This window comes from Streptomyces malaysiensis subsp. malaysiensis (genome assembly GCF_040653035.1).
GTDB classification, from domain to species: domain Bacteria; phylum Actinomycetota; class Actinomycetes; order Streptomycetales; family Streptomycetaceae; genus Streptomyces; species Streptomyces malaysiensis.
The window spans coordinates 203784-218055 of record NZ_JBEZNG010000016.1; the positions used below are offsets into that span (position 1 = coordinate 203784).

Here is a 14272-nt window from a genome sequence, read left to right on the forward strand (position 1 = left end):
TGGGGGCTACGGTGGGGCCGTAGCCCCCAAGCCCCGCCCGCAAAGCGGCCGTTGCACACCAAGCCGCCGCCACCGCGGCGGCGACCCGCGCGAGGGCGGGGCGGGCGTCCGTGGGCCCTCGGAGCCGCATGCGGTGATGCGGAGCGGCCTGTGCGGGCCGGCGGACACTCCACCGCCGCCCGGGGTACGGCGGGGCGCGGTGTGGTGCGTGGGAGGACGGCGATGGGGCGCCCCTGGGGTGGGGGCGCCCCATGTGTCGCGGTGGTGGGAGCCGGTTGGTGTCAGGCTCCGCGGAGGGTGGCGCCGGTGCGGGTGGCGGCTGCCGAGACCGCGGCGTCGCGGGATGTCGCGATCTCCTCGGCGGTCAGCGTGCGGTCCGGGGCGCGGAAGCGCAGCGCGTAGGCCAGCGACTTCCGGCCCTGGCCGAGCTGCTCACCGGTGAAGACGTCGAACAGGCGGAGGGATTCGAGCAGTTCGCCCGCACCCTCGCGGAGCGCCGACTCGACCTCGGCCGTGGGCACCGACGCGTCCACGACCAGGGCGACGTCCTGGGTGGCCACCGGGAAGGCGGAGACGTGGGGGGCCTCCACCCGGCCGGTGCCGGCCTGCTCCAGGCGGTCGAGCTCGATCTCCATCGCGCAGGTGCGCTCGGGCAGGCCCAGGGCCTTGGTGACGCGCGGGTGGAGCTCCCCGGCGTTGCCGACGAGGATCTCCTGGCCGTCGACGACGGCGAGCAGCGCGGCGCAGCGGCCCGGGTGCCAGGGGTCCTGCTGGTCCTGGCGGACGATCAGCTCGGCGCCCGCCTCGCGGGCCACGATCCGGCCCGCCTCGATGGCGTCGGCCCAGCTCACCGGGGTGCCCTTGCCCCACCAGCCGGCCTGTTCGCGGTCGCCCGCGAGGACGACGGCGGCGCGGCGCGGCTGGTGCGGCAGCGCGGCGTCGAGCCCGGCGATCTGCTCGTCGGTGGGACGGCGGTCGACGGGGAGGATGGCCGCGGCCGGCTCGTCGCCGGTGGCGCGGAAGACCAGGCCCGTCTCGAAGAGCGCGAGGTCATGCTCACCGCGCCCGTTGTTGCGGCGCAGCGCCCCGAGCAGCCCGGGCAGCAGCGTCGTACGGAGCGCGGGCTCGGCGTCCGACAGCGGGTTGACCAGCCGGACCAGATCGCGCCGCGGGTCGTCGGCGGCCAGCCCGAACTGGTCGAGGACCTCCTCGCCGATGAACGGGTAGTTCAGCGCCTCGACATATCCGGCCCCGGCCAGCGCCCGGCCGACCCTGCGGTGCAGCCGCTGACGCTCGGTCAGCCCGCGCCCGGCGGGCGGCCGGGGCAGCGTCGAGGGGAGGTTCTCGTACCCCTCGAGCCGGATGACCTCCTCGGCCAGGTCGTTGGGGTCGGTGAGGTCGGGCCGCCAGCTGGGGACGGTGACGGTGAGGTCGTCGGACCCGTAGACATCGCAGCCGATCTGCTGGAGCCGGCGCACCACGGTCTCGCGGCCGTAGGACACCCCCGCGACCTTGTCCGGGTGGTCGGCGGGCACCGTGATGGTGTGCGGGGCGCTGGGCGCGATGATCTCGGTGACGCCCACCTCCGCGGTGCCGCCCGCGAGCAGCACCAGCAGGTCGACGGTGCGCTGCGCCGCCGCCGAGCCGGCCTCGGGGTCGACACCGCGCTCGAACCGCCGGGACGCCTCGGAGGACAGCTTGTGGCGGCGGGCGGTGCGGGCGACCGGGACGGGGGCGAAGTGGGCGGCCTCGATGACGACCTCGGTGGTGCCGGCCACCTGGCCGGACCCGGGGTCGGCGGAGACATCCGCGATCTCGGTGTTGGCGCCGCCCATGACCCCGGCGAGGCCGATGGGCCCGCTCTCGTCGGTGATGACGAGATCCTCGGCGTCCAGGACGCGCTGGGTGCCGTCGAGGGTGGTGAGCTTCTCGCCCGGCTCCGCGCGGCGCACCCCGATCGCCCCGTTGATCCGGGAGCGGTCGTAGGCGTGCAGCGGCTGGCCGATTTCGAGCATCACGTAGTTGGTGATGTCGACGGCGAGCGAGACCGGGCGCATCCCGGCCTTCTGGAGCCGGCGCTGGAGCCAGATCGGGGAGTGCGCCTCGGGGTCGAGCCCGGTGACGGTGCGGGCGGTGAAGCGGTCGCAGCCGACCGGGTCGGCGACCTTGACCGGGTAGCCGTGGCTGTTGGGCGCGGGCACGTCGAGGAGGGCCGGGTCGCGCAGCGGCAGCTCGTAGGCGATCGCGGTCTCGCGGGCGATGCCGCGCATCGACAGGCAGTAGCCTCGGTCCGGGGTGACGGCGATGTCGAGGACCTCGTCGACCAGCTCCAGCAGCTCGATGGCGTCGGTGCCGGTCTCATGCTCCGGCGGCAGCACGATGATGCCGTCGTGGTCGTCGGACATGCCCAGCTCGCTGGCGGAGCAGATCATGCCCTCGGAGACCTTGCCGTACGTCTTGCGCGCGGCGATCGCGAAGCCGCCGGGCAGCTCGGCGCCGGGCAGCACGACCACGACCTTGTCGCCGACCGCGAAGTTGCGGGCACCGCAGACGATGTTCTGCGGCTCACCGCTGCCTCCCCCAGAGCCTTCGGCCTGGGAGGTACCCCCCGCCTGGCCGACATCCACCTGGCAGTAGCGGATGGGCTTCTTGAACCCCTCCAGCTCCTCGATGGCCAGCACCTGCCCCACGACCAGGGGGCCCTTGAGGCCGGCGCCGAGCTGCTCGACCGTCTCGACCTCGAGCCCGGCGGCGACGAGTTTGGCCTGTACGTCACGGCCGGTCTCACCGGCGGGCAGGTCGACGTACTCCCGCAGCCAAGAAAGCGGGACCCGCATCAGATCTCCATCCCGAAGGGCCTGGTGAAGCGCACATCACCCTCGACCATGTCTCGCATGTCTTCCACGTTGTGCCGGAACATCAGCATCCGCTCGATGCCGAAGCCGAAGGCGAACCCGCTGTACTTCTCCGGGTCGACACCGCAGGCGATGAGCACCCGCGGGTTGACCATCCCGCAGCCGCCCAGCTCGATCCAGCCCTCGCTGGAGCAGGTGCGGCAGGGCCGGTCCGGGTTGCCCACGGACTCGCCACGGCACACGTAGCACAGCATGTCCATCTCGGCGGACGGCTCGGTGAACGGGAAGAAGTTCGGCCGCAGCCGGGTGGACATGCCCTCGCCGAACAGCGCCCGCACCATGTGGTCCAGCGTGCCCTTGAGGTCGGCCATGGTCAGACCCTCGTCGATGGCGAGCAGCTCGACCTGGTGGAAGACGGGGGTGTGGGTGGCGTCCAGCTCATCGGTGCGGAAGGTGCGGCCCGGGCAGATCACATAGATGGGCGGCTCACGGTCGATCATCGACCGGATCTGCACCGGCGAGGTGTGGGTGCGCAGCACCACACCGGACGGCTCACCGTCCTTCTCGCCCCGCACGAAGAAAGTGTCCTGCATCTCGCGGGCGGGGTGGTCGGGCGGGAAGTTGAGCGCGTCGAAGTTGAACCACTCGGCCTCCGCCTCGGGGCCCTCGGCGACCTCGTAGCCCATCGCGACGAAGACGTCCTCGATGCGCTCGGAGAGCGTGGTGATCGGGTGGCGGGCGCCGGCCGGGGTGCGGTCGTACGGCAGGGTGACATCCACCGCCTCCTCGACCAGCACCCGGGCGTCGCGCTCCGCCTCCAGCTCCTCCTGCCGGGCCTTCAGCGCCTGGTTGACCTGGCCGCGGGCCTGGCCGACGCGCTTGCCCGCGTCCGCCTTGGCATGCGGCGGCAGGGCGCCGATCTCACGGTTGGCCAGCGCGAGCGGCGAGCGGTCGCCGCTGTGGGCGACCTTCACCTCGCGCAGCGCCTCGAGGTCGCCTGCGGCGGCGATGGCGGCGAGCGCCTCGTCCCGCCTGCGGGCGATCTCTTCCGGTTTCAGTGCCTCGACCTCGACAGGGTCGTACGACTTATTGGGTGCCGACATCTCTTCCCGTGCTTCCGTTTGTCCCCCAGCTACCGCTGGGAGGTGCCCCCCGGCTGCGCGACCCCGGCTCGACCGGCTGCGACCGCTGCGCCCCGTGCGGGGGACGCCAAAGGTGCCAAAGCCCGAGTCTAAGGGGCGCGCGAGGGGTGCTGTTCCGGGGGACGCCGTGCGGCGGGCGCCGCACGGGGGTCCGCCCCGTGCTGGAGAAGCCCGCGGGTGGATCAGGCCAGATAGGCCGGGGTGCCCACGGGCAGGATAAATCGGAACTCAGCGCCGCCGCCGCGGGCCCGGTCGACGGTGATCGCCCCGCCGTGCGCCTCGACGATGCCCTTGACGATATAGAGCCCCAGGCCGGTGCCGCCGCGCTTGCTGCCCCGCCAGAAGCGGGTGAAGACGCGGCTCATCGACTCCTCCGGGATACCGGGGCCCTCGTCGCTCACGGTGACGGCGGTCCTTTCGACAGTGGGGCCGTCCGCGACCGGCTTGGCCGGTGCGGGCGCGATATCAATGGTGACCGTTCCCTCGCCGTGGCGCACCGCGTTTTCCAGCAGATTGCCCAGCACCTGATCGATCTTGTCCGGATCGGCCCATAGCCTGGGCAGTGGCCCCCTGACCCTGATCAGGAACCGCTCGGCGGTGTGCCCGGCCGCGGTGAGCGCCTGCACATGGCGGCGGACGGCGGCGGCGAGGTCGACCGGCTGACGGCGCACCTCCAGCCGGCCGGAGTCGATCCGGGAGATGTCCAGCAACTCGGCGATCAGCCGGGTGACCCGGTTGGCGTCGGCGTCGACGGTCTCCAGCATCAGCCGCTTCTGGTCGTCGGTGAACCGCTCCCACTTGGCCAGCAGCGTGGCGGTGAACCCCTTCACGGACGTCAGCGGCGAACGCAGCTCATGGGCGACGGTCGCGATCAGCTCGGCATGGCTGCGCTCGGTGCGGCGGCGGGCCTCGGTGCCGCGCAGACAGACCACCACCCGGCGCACCGGACCGGTCGGCCGCTCACGCACATAGCGGGCCGAGACCAGCACCTCGCGCCCGCCCGGCAGCAGCAGATTCCGCTCGGGCTGACCGGCCCGGATGGCCAGCCCTCCATAGGGATCGGTCAGCGCCCACCAGCGCCGGCCGTCCAGGTCCTCTAACGGCAGGGCGACCTCGAGCCGGCTGCCGATCGCGTCCGCCGGGTCGGTGGCGGTGATCCGGGCCGCCGCCGCGTTGAAGCAGGTGACCAGGCCGGTCTCATCGGCCACCACCAGGCCGTCGGGCAGCTCGTCGGGATGCGGCCCGAACCCGTCCGGCGCGCCACCTGGCACATCGGGCCCCGCCCCCGTGGACGGGTGGTCACGCTCCCCGCCGGGCGGCTCCGCTCCGGGCGCATGGGCATCGGCCGCCCTGGCGCCGGAGGTCCTGACGTCCATCCCCACACCCCCTCTCGGTCCCCTCCCAGAGTGGGGCAACCCTACTAGGTCGATGTGACGGAGCGGCACCCTGCGGGAGCGCGCTGCGCACGAGCGGAGGCGTAGAGGCACACGGCGGCGGCCGTCGCGAGGTTGAGGCTCTCGGCCCTGCCGTGAATCGGAACGCGCACCACCTCGTCCGCGAGTGCGCGGGTAGCCTCCGGCAGGCCCCATGCCTCATTGCCGAAGATCCAGGCGGTGGGGCCGCCCAACAGCCCGTCGTCCAGCTCGGAGTCCAGGTCCCGTTCCCCCGCCCCGTCCGCGGCCAGCACCCGCGCCCCGGCCTCCCGCAACCCGCTCACCGCGTGTTCGACATCCACCCCGACGGCGACGGGCAGATGGAACAGGGAGCCGACGGAAGCGCGTACGGCCTTGGGGTTGTAGAGGTCCACGGACGCGTCCGTCAGCACGACCGCGTCCGCCCCGGCGGCGTCGGCGCACCGCAGCACGGTCCCGGCGTTGCCGGGGTCGCGGACGTTGGCGAGGACGGCGACGAGCCTCGGCCGGGCGCGCAGGATCTCCTCGAACGGCGAGTCCAGGAAGCGGCACAGCCCGACGATGCCCTGGGGGGTGACGGTGTCCGACATCTCCGCGATGACCTCGTCGGACGCGGTGAGGACGGGGAGGTGCGCGGCGCGGGCGGCGGCGAGGATGTCCGCGTGGCGGTCGGCGGCCTCGGGGGTGACGTACACCTCCACGAGGTGCGCTATGGCCTCCCGTACGGCCTGCGGCCCCTCGACGATGAACCGCCGCTCCTTACCGCGGAAGCTGCGCTTGCCCAGCCGTCGTGCGGTGGTGACGCGCGGCGATTTGAGCGAGGTCAGCTCGGGAGCGGGCATGGGTTCTCGATTCGTGGTCGTGGGCGTGGGCGACGGTGGTGCGGCGGGCCGGGGGTTTTCCCCACCCCGCCCCTTCCCGAATCCGGGGACAAGCCCCCGGCCCCCCCGAAGGCGCGAGCCAGCGCAGGGGCCTGACTTCGGGTCCGCGCGACAAAACGATCGGGCGCCCCCGGGAAGAACCACCCCCGCAAGCGCCAGCAACATACCCCGCCCCGACGGCAGGTACGGCATGCCCCGCTGCGGGGAGCAACGGACCGGCGAACCCCGTTGTGGGCAATCGTCCCGCGGGGCGGGACGGGTGGGCACAACCCGGCCACCGGACCGCACCCAACAACGAAACCCCAGGCACCGGCGGCACACCCGTCGCCGACAATCCGCGAGGCGGAACATCGTGGGCACGCACAACCCGCCCACCGGGCCGCGCCCGGCAACGAAACCCCAGGAGAGACACAACCCGGCCACCGGGTGGCACCCGGCGACGAGGCCCGAGCAGGAGGCACCCACATGTGCGGACCCGCAGGTGAGCCTTCACCTGCGGGTCCGTGGCGTACAGCTCAGCGCAGCGGTTACGCGGCCTTCGGCGCGTTGACATCGCTCGGCAGCGCCTTCTGCGCCGCCTCGACCAGCGTGGCGAACGCATTGGCGTCGTTGACCGCGAGGTCGGCCAGAATCTTGCGGTCCACCTCGATGTTGGCGGCCTTCAGACCCTGGATGAAGCGGTTGTACGTCATGCCGTTGGCGCGGGCAGCGGCGTTGATGCGCTGGATCCACAGCTGACGGAAGTCGCCCTTGCGCTTCTTGCGGTCGTTGTAGTTGTAGACCAGAGAGTGGGTGACCTGCTCCTTGGCCTTGCGGTACAGGCGGGAGCGCTGGCCCCGGTAGCCGCTGGCCTGCTCGAGGATCGCCCGGCGCTTCTTGTGGGCGTTGACTGCCCGCTTGACGCGTGCCACTTGGTTAACTCCTTGTACGGGGCCGCGGGTGACTCACGCGGCCCGGAAACGAATAGGTCCGGGTCCCGGTCTGGCGCTCGCCCCGCCGAAGCGGGGCGGGGCGTCACTTGCCGAGAAGCTTCTTGATCTTCTTGGCGTCGGCAGGGGCCATCTCGACCTTTCCGGCCAGGCGGCGCGTCAGCGTGGACGGCTTGTGCTCGAGAAGGTGGCGGCGACCGGCGCGCTGGCGCACCACCTTGCCGGAGCCGGTGAGCTTGAATCGCTTGCTGGCACCGCTGTGCGTCTTGTTCTTCGGCATGTCGCCGTTCTCTCCTCGTCGGGGCGCTTCCGCCCCATCCGGGCGTGGCTCTATCGGACCGCGGACCGGTGTGCGCGGAAGCGTCTGTTATGTCGGTCTATGTCGGGACCGGGGTCCCGGGGGTCGAGGCTGTCGCCTCAGGCCTCGGCGGGCTCCTCGGCAGGCTGCTCCACGGACGCGTCCGGAGACTGGTCCAGGTGGGGAACGCCTTGGCGCTCCGCCTTTCGGGCGGCCTGCGCCTCGCGGGCTTCGGCCATCGCCTCGGTCTTCTTCTTGTGCGGACCGAGAACCATGATCATGTTGCGCCCGTCCTGCTTGGGGTTGGACTCGACGAAGCCCAGCTCCTGGACGTCCTCGGCGAGCCGCTGCAACAGTCGGTAGCCCAGCTCGGGCCGGGACTGCTCGCGGCCGCGGAACATAATCGTGATCTTGACCTTGTCGCCCTGCTTGAGGAACCGGACGACGTGACCCTTCTTGGTGTCGTAGTCGTGCGGGTCGATCTTCGGCCGGAGCTTCATCTCCTTGATGACCGTGTGCGCCTGGTTCTTGCGCGCTTCACGGGCCTTCATGGCCGACTCGTATTTGAACTTTCCGTAGTCCATGAGCTTGCAGACCGGCGGACGGGCGTTCGCCGCCACCTCGACCAGGTCGAGGTCGTACTCCTGCGCAAGCTCCAGGGCCTTGGCAAGCGGCACGATGCCGACCTGCTCGCCACTGGGACCGACGAGTCGCACCTCGGGGACGCGAATCCGGTCGTTGATGCGGGGCTCGGCGCTGATGGATCCTCCTCGGTTGCACCACGCGACCGCCTGGCGGACTGCCGCGTTAGTCTGTTTCGGTTGAGACCACCGCGCCGTGGCGCACAAAACGCCCCGGACGGTACACAGGCGGGGCTCCTCATTGACCGGGAGCACCGCCGCGATATCACCGCGGGGCGCAGCCTGACCGATGACCTGCCGACCCGGGGGATCGGGAGGTGGGAGCGGGGAGCCTCCACTTGTGGGCCGGACACGCAAGTGACCAGCCGGTCGTTTATCTACGATACCAGCACTGGCACAGGATGTATCACCCAGCGGTCACCCGGACCCGTCGTCGGTGCCACCCGACCCGTTCCCCGGGACCGGTACGGACCGTTCCCCGCGACCGGTACGGCCCGTTCCCCGCGACCTGTATCTACGCCCGGCGGACGGCGTCCTAGGCTGGGGCCCACCATCCATCAGGAAGTGAGCCCCGACCACCATGAGCGACGCCAACGCAGGGAAGCCGCCGGCCCCCGACTTCGACCGGATGACCCGGGACATCGCGGATGTGCCCGCGGTCGAGGTGATCACCACGGTCGCGGTGCACCTGATGAGCGCCGCCGCGGTCAACCTCGGCCTGGCCGAGGAGGGCCCCCAGCACAAGGACCTGGACGAGGCGCGGAAGCTGATCAACGCCCTGGCCGGGCTGGTCACGGCAAGCGCCACGGAGATCAGCTCCTTCCACGCCGCCCCGCTGCGGGACGGTCTGAAGTCGCTCCAGCTCGCCTTCCGCGAGGCGTCGGTGGTGCCGGACGAGCCGGGGCAGGGGCCGGGCGAGAAGTTCACCGGCCCGGTCTTCGGCTGAACCCTCGGGGCCGACAGCCTCCGGCCCTCGGCGCCGAGCCCTCGGCGCCGGGACCCGCCCCCTGGGGCCCTCGGGACCCAACCCCTGGGGGACCCAGGCCACTGGGGCCCGCCCCGGCAGCAGTCGGCCCCGGCAGCGGCCTGCTCTGCTCATGCTCAGGCCGCCTCCGGGCCCTTGGTCTCCGTATCGCCCGCCTCGGGGCGATGGCCGCCGCGCAGCCGCCCCCACGGCCCGGTCGTCGGGGGCGGATGCGCCTGCTCCCGTTCGGCCTGGCCCGCCGGATGGAGATGGGTGAACCGGTGCACCACGGCGGCGAGCACCCCGCCGACCAGCGGTGCGACGATGAACAGCCACAGCTGACCCAGCGCGTCCCCGCCCGCGAAGATCGCGGGGCCGAAGCTGCGCGCCGGATTGACCGAGGCCCAGGTCAGCGGGATGCCGACCAGGTTGGCCGCGGCGAGGGCGAGGCCCACCGGGACCGGTTCGGCGCCGACCAGGGCCACCGAGTGGGTCACCGTGAGGAAGACGAAGACCAGCAGGAAGGTCAGCAGCACCTCGGCGAGGAAGGCCCCGCCCGCGCCCATGCCCACCGGTGAGCGGCCGCCGTAGCCGTTGCTCCCGAAGGCGTCCGCCGTCTGGAGCCTGGGCACCTGGTTGGCGAGCAGGAAGAGCACCGCCGCGCCCACGATCGCGCCGACGAACTGCGCGACCCAGTACTGGACGGCCGTACGGATGTCGATGCGCTTGACCAGCAGCACGCCGAGGGTCACCGCCGGATTGATGTGGCAGCCCGAGATGCGTCCGAACGCAAAGGCGATCGCGATCAGCGTGAAGCCGAAGGCGAGCGAGATCCCGAGGGCGTTGATGTAGTCGCCCGCCAGGACCAGCGAACCGACTCCGAAGAGGACCAGCATCGCGGTCCCGATGAACTCCGCTACGACCGTTCTCGTCTCCATGGCGCTCTCCTCACACAGATTCCGACCGCCAGTCGCCTAAGCATTGTGGGGGGAATCAGGACGATTCGCCTGTTGGTCCGAACGGGGAGCGCCCGCTCCCGCCTCCTCGGCGGCCGGGTCCCGCCTCCTCAGCGGCTGAAGAGCGGTTCGCCGGGGACCTTCGCCTCCGGCGGCAGCAGCGCCAGGGTCAGCCCGCGCACCAGCCTCGCCCGCAGCACCTCGTCGGCGGCCAGGGCGCCCGCCACCCGGTGCGCCGTCTCCCGCGCGGGCGCCTCCGACGCCAGGGCGAGCGCGAGCATCCCGTCGGCGTCCGCCGCCGGGGCCAGATGGGCCCGCAGCACCTCCGGCTCGGCGGCCAGCACGGTACGCACCGCCTCGGTCACGGCCGGGTCGGCGAGCGGATCGGCGCTGGTCCGGCCCTCGGCGAGGGCCAGCAGCGCCGGGCCGGTCAGCTGGTACGGCACCGGGCCCGCGAGGTCCAGGACCAGGGTGTCCGCCTTCTCATGGGCGGTGGCCTCCAGCGCCTGGCGCAGCGGTACGGCCACCGGCCGCGCGTCCGGCCGCCAGCGGGCCAGCGTCTCCAGCGAGGTGAAGGCGGGCAGGGCCCGGCGGCCGCCGGGCGCCTCCAGCGTGGGCACCGACATATCACTCGTCTTCTCCCGGCGCAGCCCGCCCGCCCGTCGCCCACCACCACCCTCAACGGACGCTTCGCGCGGCTTGGATTCCACCTCCTCGACTTCCCCGAGGATCGCCACCACGGGAACGAGCAGGCGGGCTTCGGCGAGCGCCGCGAGCACCTCCGGTTCGGCCGAGCGGTCATCGGCCCAGGCGGCGAGCGCCGCGGCCAGACGGGGGTCGGCGGAGCCGTCGTCGTCGGAGAAGCCGGAGTCGGGAATGTTCTTGAGCGCCACGCCATGAGGGTATCGACAGCAAGGAGATCCACCCGCACCCCCACCCCTCGGCGGGGGCGGCAGCGAGGGAGACGGTGTGGAGCGCGTGGACGACGGCGGCCCGGCCCTGTCCGGTCCGGGCGGGCTGAGCGGGGCGCTCGCCGACGCGCTGGCCCCGGTGGCCGCGGGCTCCGGCGCGGACTTCTCGGTCGCCGTCCTGGAGACCGGGTCGGGGGCGAGCGGGGTCCATGGCGACGGTTCGTACGCCACGGCGAGCGTCGTCAAGGTCGGCATCCTCGCGGCGCTGCTGCTCGGGGCGCAGGACGAGGGGCGGCGGCTGACCGCCGAGGAGCGCTCGCAGGCCACCGTGATGATCGAGAACAGCGACAACGACGCGGCGACGGCACTGTGGCACACGATCGGCGGGACGAACGGCCTCGGGACGGCGCTGGCGCGGCTCGGGCTGACCGATACGCGCGGCGACGAGCGCGGGCGCTGGGGGCTGACGCGGACCACCGCGGCCGATCAGCTGACCCTGCTGCGTGCGGTCTTCCTGGACGACTCCCCGCTGAGCGTGCGCTCCCGGGCGTATCTGCGGACCCTGATGGGGCGCGTCACCGCCCGTCAGAGCTGGGGCGTCTCGGCCGCGGCCGACGGCACCGGCGGCCGGACGCGGCTGAAGAACGGCTGGATGCCGCGCGACGCCACGGGACTGTGGGTCGTGAACAGCATCGGCGCGGTGACCACGGGCGGCCGCACCCATCTGCTCTCGGTGCTTTCCGAGGGCAATGCGGATCTGCGCGCCGGGGTGACGCTGGTCGAAGAGGTGGCGCGTACGGCCGTGGCGGTGGCCCACGCCCGTTGATCCCGGCAAGGCAAGCGGCACACAGGAACGAGCGCGGCCGAGGACCGCCGCCGGGCCCCGGCCCGGCGCCCCGCTCAGCGCGTACGGCTCGTCGGGAGCAGTGCGCGCAGTCTCGGGGGCACTCGCAGCGGTCCCGAGCCGCGCCACAGGGCGACCGCCGCGACGACCAGGGCGGCCCCGGCGATCCCGGCGAGCAGCGCCATCTGGTTGGGGCCGGAGTCCTCGTGTTCGCCCTGGGCGTGGCCGGGCCCGTTGCCGAAGAAGCGCTTCGGCGCTGCGGCCACGGCGGGCCGCTGGGCGTCCGGCTTCATCTTGCCGCCCGCGGCGATCGCCGCCGCCGGGTCCACCAGGCCCGCTCCGAGGTCGTCGCTGTGGCCGCCCTCGGGGACGTCCTGGGCGGTGCGGGTGATGAGCTGCCGTACCTGGCGCGGGCTCAGTTCGGGGTGGGCGGCGCGGACGAGGGCCACGGAGCCGGAGACGAAGGCGGCGGCCGCGCTGGTGCCCCAGCCCTCGTAGTAGCGCTTGTCGGGGTCGGCGATGACCACGTCGACACCGGGTGCGCAGACGGTGGCGTACCAGCGGCGGGTGGAGAAGGCGGCGCGGGAGCCGTAGCGGTCGACGGCGGTCACGGCGATCACCCCGGGGTAGGCGGCCGGATAGGAGACCCGGTCGCCCTTCTCGCCGCCGTTGCCCGCGGAGGCGACCACGATCGCGCCCTTGCGCAGCGCGTACTGCACGGCGGCGTCCTCGGCGGCCTCGGGGTGGGCGGAGGCACTGTCGTCGCCGAGCGAGAGGTTGATGATGTCGGCGCCGTGGTCGGCCGCCCAGCGGATACCGGAGGCGAGCGCGCCGCCACGGGTCGAGCGGGCCTTCTTACGGGCGGGGTCGGAGTCTTCGAGGATCACCCGCACCGGCAGGATCCGCGCCTTCGGCGCGACGCCCAGCACGCCCTCGCCGCCGGACGCGCCATGGCCGTGCCCGGCGATGATCCCGGCCATGGCGGTGCCGTGGCGGGCCCAGGCCCGTTCACCGCGCCGGGCACCGAAGCCGATGAGGTCCTTGCCGGGCAGCACCTGGCCTTCGAGGTCGGGGTGGCCGTCGTCGACGCCGGTGTCGAGGACGGCGACGGTGACCCCGGAGCCCTTGGTGGTCTGCCATGCCTCCTGGACGTGGAGGGCCTCCAGCGCCCACTCCTGGGCCTGTATGCCGTCGGCGTTCGCGGGCGCGGCGGGCACCAGGGTCAGCCCGGCGGCGGCGAGACCCACGGCGAGGCGCCGCCCGAGCCCGGTCATGAGGTGGACCCCGAAGACCCCGAGGCCCCCGCGGACTCCGAGGACTCCGTGAATATGGACAGGGCCCGGCGGAATCCGGTCTCGATCCGGTCGGCGATGCCCCGGGCGTCGTTGCCGAGGCCCGACTGCGCGGGGGACGAGGTGGCGCCCCGCTGGGTCGCCTCGCCCGCCGACTGCGGGTCGGTGACCTTACGGCCGTCGGCGAAACCGCTGACGGTGTAGATGACGGCGGGGGCGTCGGTGAGGATCCGGATCCGCCAGCTGGCGCGCTGCTCATCGCCGAAACCGGCCGCCGCGGTGCCCTTGGCGGCGTACGGGCGTGGCATCAGATCGCTGCGCTCGTCCAGCTTCTCGGCGACGAAGCGCTGGTGCAGCGCCCGCATCCCGGTGGGTCCCGAGGTGGTGATCAGCACTCCGACGGTGGTGACGCTGGTGCTGGTGGCGTCGGTGTACGTGGCGCGCACCAGCCGTTTGCAGCCCACCGGGGCCAGCGCCTTGGCGAGCAGCGGATCGAATCCGCCGCCGCAGCTGCTGTCCGGGGCGACGGCTATCCGGGTCCAGAGGCGGTCGGCTCCGCCGGGTCCCTCGCCCTTCCCGCGCAGGGTGCGCGGGAAGAGGTCGTCCACGGGGACGCTGTACCAGACGGTGCGGGCGTGGGCGTAGGTGTCGGCGATGGACGGCGGGGTGTCGGAGCCGTCACCCAGCCAGCTCCCGGCCGCTGCCCCGCCGAGCAGCCCGAGGCCGAGGACGAGGCTCGCGGCGGCGGCCGCCGTACGGCTGGGCGGTCTGCGCCGCCCGGCCCGCCCGCCGTCCACGAAGAGGCCGCCGTCCGCGAAGAGCCCGCGGACGCGCGGCGGTGCGGAGGGGCGCGGGGGCATCCGGGTGCCGGACGCCCCGGCGGTGCCTCTCGGGTACGGGACCTTCGCTCTTACGCCGAGGACGGGCGTGTCCGGATCCGGGGTGAACCCGGGCGAGGTGGTGGGGCGCGGAGGGGGCGCGGAAGGCTGTGCGGGCGCCGTGCGCGGGGGATGTGCGGGGCGTGGTGGGGGCGTGTCGTAGGGTGAGTGCGCCTGTTCCGCGTCGGTGCTCACCTGCACCCCCTCGCACCCGTCGACACCTGTTTCACCTGGCTCCGTCCGGTTCGCCGCGCCACCGCACCGCCTTT

13 protein-coding genes are annotated in these 14272 nt (G+C 73.0%); 2 read left to right on the top strand and 11 right to left on the bottom strand.

Features of this window, described 5'->3' with window-relative positions; genetic code table 11:
* Nucleotides 1-281: 281 nt before the first annotated feature.
* From pheT to infC, 7 genes are all read right to left on the bottom strand, one after another.
* The gene (gene pheT / locus AB0E24_RS28840) at nt 282-2837 is read right to left on the bottom strand and encodes a phenylalanine--tRNA ligase subunit beta (RefSeq protein WP_359381299.1); all 2556 of its coding nucleotides are present in this window, start codon (nt 2835-2837) and stop codon (nt 282-284) included.
* Nucleotides 2837-3958: a phenylalanine--tRNA ligase subunit alpha gene (pheS, locus tag AB0E24_RS28845; RefSeq protein WP_069869683.1), complete on the bottom strand. Its 1122-nt coding sequence runs from the start codon at nt 3956-3958 to the stop codon at nt 2837-2839. Before pheS ends, pheT begins: the two co-directional genes overlap by 1 nt.
* A gap of 221 nt (nt 3959-4179) precedes the next feature.
* The gene (locus tag AB0E24_RS28850; RefSeq protein ID WP_069869682.1) at nt 4180-5373 is read right to left on the bottom strand and encodes a sensor histidine kinase; all 1194 of its coding nucleotides are present in this window, start codon (nt 5371-5373) and stop codon (nt 4180-4182) included.
* Between the two features lie 44 nt (nt 5374-5417).
* Nucleotides 5418-6251 carry a TrmH family RNA methyltransferase gene (locus AB0E24_RS28855; RefSeq protein WP_079259595.1) on the bottom strand — a complete coding sequence of 278 codons (834 nt, stop codon included), beginning with the start codon at nt 6249-6251 and terminating at the stop codon, nt 5418-5420.
* 566 nt (nt 6252-6817) lie between these two features.
* A complete protein-coding gene (gene rplT, locus AB0E24_RS28860) occupies nt 6818-7201 on the bottom strand; it encodes a 50S ribosomal protein L20 (protein ID WP_069869680.1) in 384 nt (127 codons plus the stop codon).
* Between the two features lie 103 nt (nt 7202-7304).
* Entirely contained in the window at nt 7305-7499 is a 195-nt protein-coding gene (gene rpmI / locus AB0E24_RS28865; protein ID WP_020867203.1) for a 50S ribosomal protein L35, read from the bottom strand.
* Between the two features lie 137 nt (nt 7500-7636).
* Nucleotides 7637-8278, bottom strand: coding sequence for a translation initiation factor IF-3 (gene infC, locus AB0E24_RS28870; RefSeq protein ID WP_079153538.1), 642 nt, complete (start codon nt 8276-8278; stop codon nt 7637-7639).
* A gap of 460 nt (nt 8279-8738) precedes the next feature.
* Here infC and AB0E24_RS28875 point away from each other — a divergent pair, with 460 nt between their 5' ends.
* On the top strand, nt 8739-9104 hold the full coding sequence (locus AB0E24_RS28875; protein WP_069869678.1) for a DUF1844 domain-containing protein: 366 nt from the start codon (nt 8739-8741) through the stop codon (nt 9102-9104).
* A gap of 155 nt (nt 9105-9259) precedes the next feature.
* On the opposite strand, the gene AB0E24_RS28880 is transcribed toward AB0E24_RS28875, so the two are convergent.
* Nucleotides 9260-10060: an aquaporin gene (locus AB0E24_RS28880; RefSeq protein WP_069869677.1), complete on the bottom strand. Its 801-nt coding sequence runs from the start codon at nt 10058-10060 to the stop codon at nt 9260-9262.
* Between the two features lie 128 nt (nt 10061-10188).
* Complete coding sequence (locus AB0E24_RS28885) at nt 10189-10971, bottom strand: SseB family protein (RefSeq protein ID WP_359381306.1); 783 nt, start codon at nt 10969-10971, stop codon at nt 10189-10191.
* Nucleotides 10972-11047: 76 nt separating this feature from the next.
* On the opposite strand from AB0E24_RS28885, the gene AB0E24_RS28890 reads away from it, so the two are divergent.
* Nucleotides 11048-11815, top strand: coding sequence for a serine hydrolase (locus tag AB0E24_RS28890; RefSeq protein ID WP_359381309.1), 768 nt, complete (start codon nt 11048-11050; stop codon nt 11813-11815).
* Between the two features lie 74 nt (nt 11816-11889).
* Here AB0E24_RS28890 and mycP read toward each other — a convergent pair whose 3' ends face one another.
* Both mycP and AB0E24_RS28900 read right to left on the bottom strand, forming a co-directional pair.
* Complete coding sequence (gene mycP / locus AB0E24_RS28895) at nt 11890-13107, bottom strand: type VII secretion-associated serine protease mycosin (RefSeq protein ID WP_251770289.1); 1218 nt, start codon at nt 13105-13107, stop codon at nt 11890-11892.
* A complete protein-coding gene (locus tag AB0E24_RS28900) occupies nt 13104-14198 on the bottom strand; it encodes a hypothetical protein (RefSeq protein WP_359381312.1) in 1095 nt (364 codons plus the stop codon). Before AB0E24_RS28900 ends, mycP begins: the two co-directional genes overlap by 4 nt.
* Nucleotides 14199-14272: the final 74 nt, after the last annotated feature.

Coding starts and splice junctions, on each gene's coding strand:
- pheT (WP_359381299.1), bottom strand. CDS start 2,837: ATGCGGGTCCCGCTTTCTTGGCTGCGGGAGTACGTCGACCTGCCCGCC.
- pheS (WP_069869683.1), bottom strand. CDS start 3,958: ATGTCGGCACCCAATAAGTCGTACGACCCTGTCGAGGTCGAGGCACTG.
- AB0E24_RS28850 (WP_069869682.1), bottom strand. CDS start 5,373: ATGGACGTCAGGACCTCCGGCGCCAGGGCGGCCGATGCCCATGCGCCC.
- AB0E24_RS28855 (WP_079259595.1), bottom strand. CDS start 6,251: ATGCCCGCTCCCGAGCTGACCTCGCTCAAATCGCCGCGCGTCACCACC.
- rpmI (WP_020867203.1), bottom strand. CDS start 7,499: ATGCCGAAGAACAAGACGCACAGCGGTGCCAGCAAGCGATTCAAGCTC.
- AB0E24_RS28875 (WP_069869678.1), top strand. CDS start 8,739: ATGAGCGACGCCAACGCAGGGAAGCCGCCGGCCCCCGACTTCGACCGG.
- AB0E24_RS28880 (WP_069869677.1), bottom strand. CDS start 10,060: ATGGAGACGAGAACGGTCGTAGCGGAGTTCATCGGGACCGCGATGCTG.
- mycP (WP_251770289.1), bottom strand. CDS start 13,107: ATGACCGGGCTCGGGCGGCGCCTCGCCGTGGGTCTCGCCGCCGCCGGG.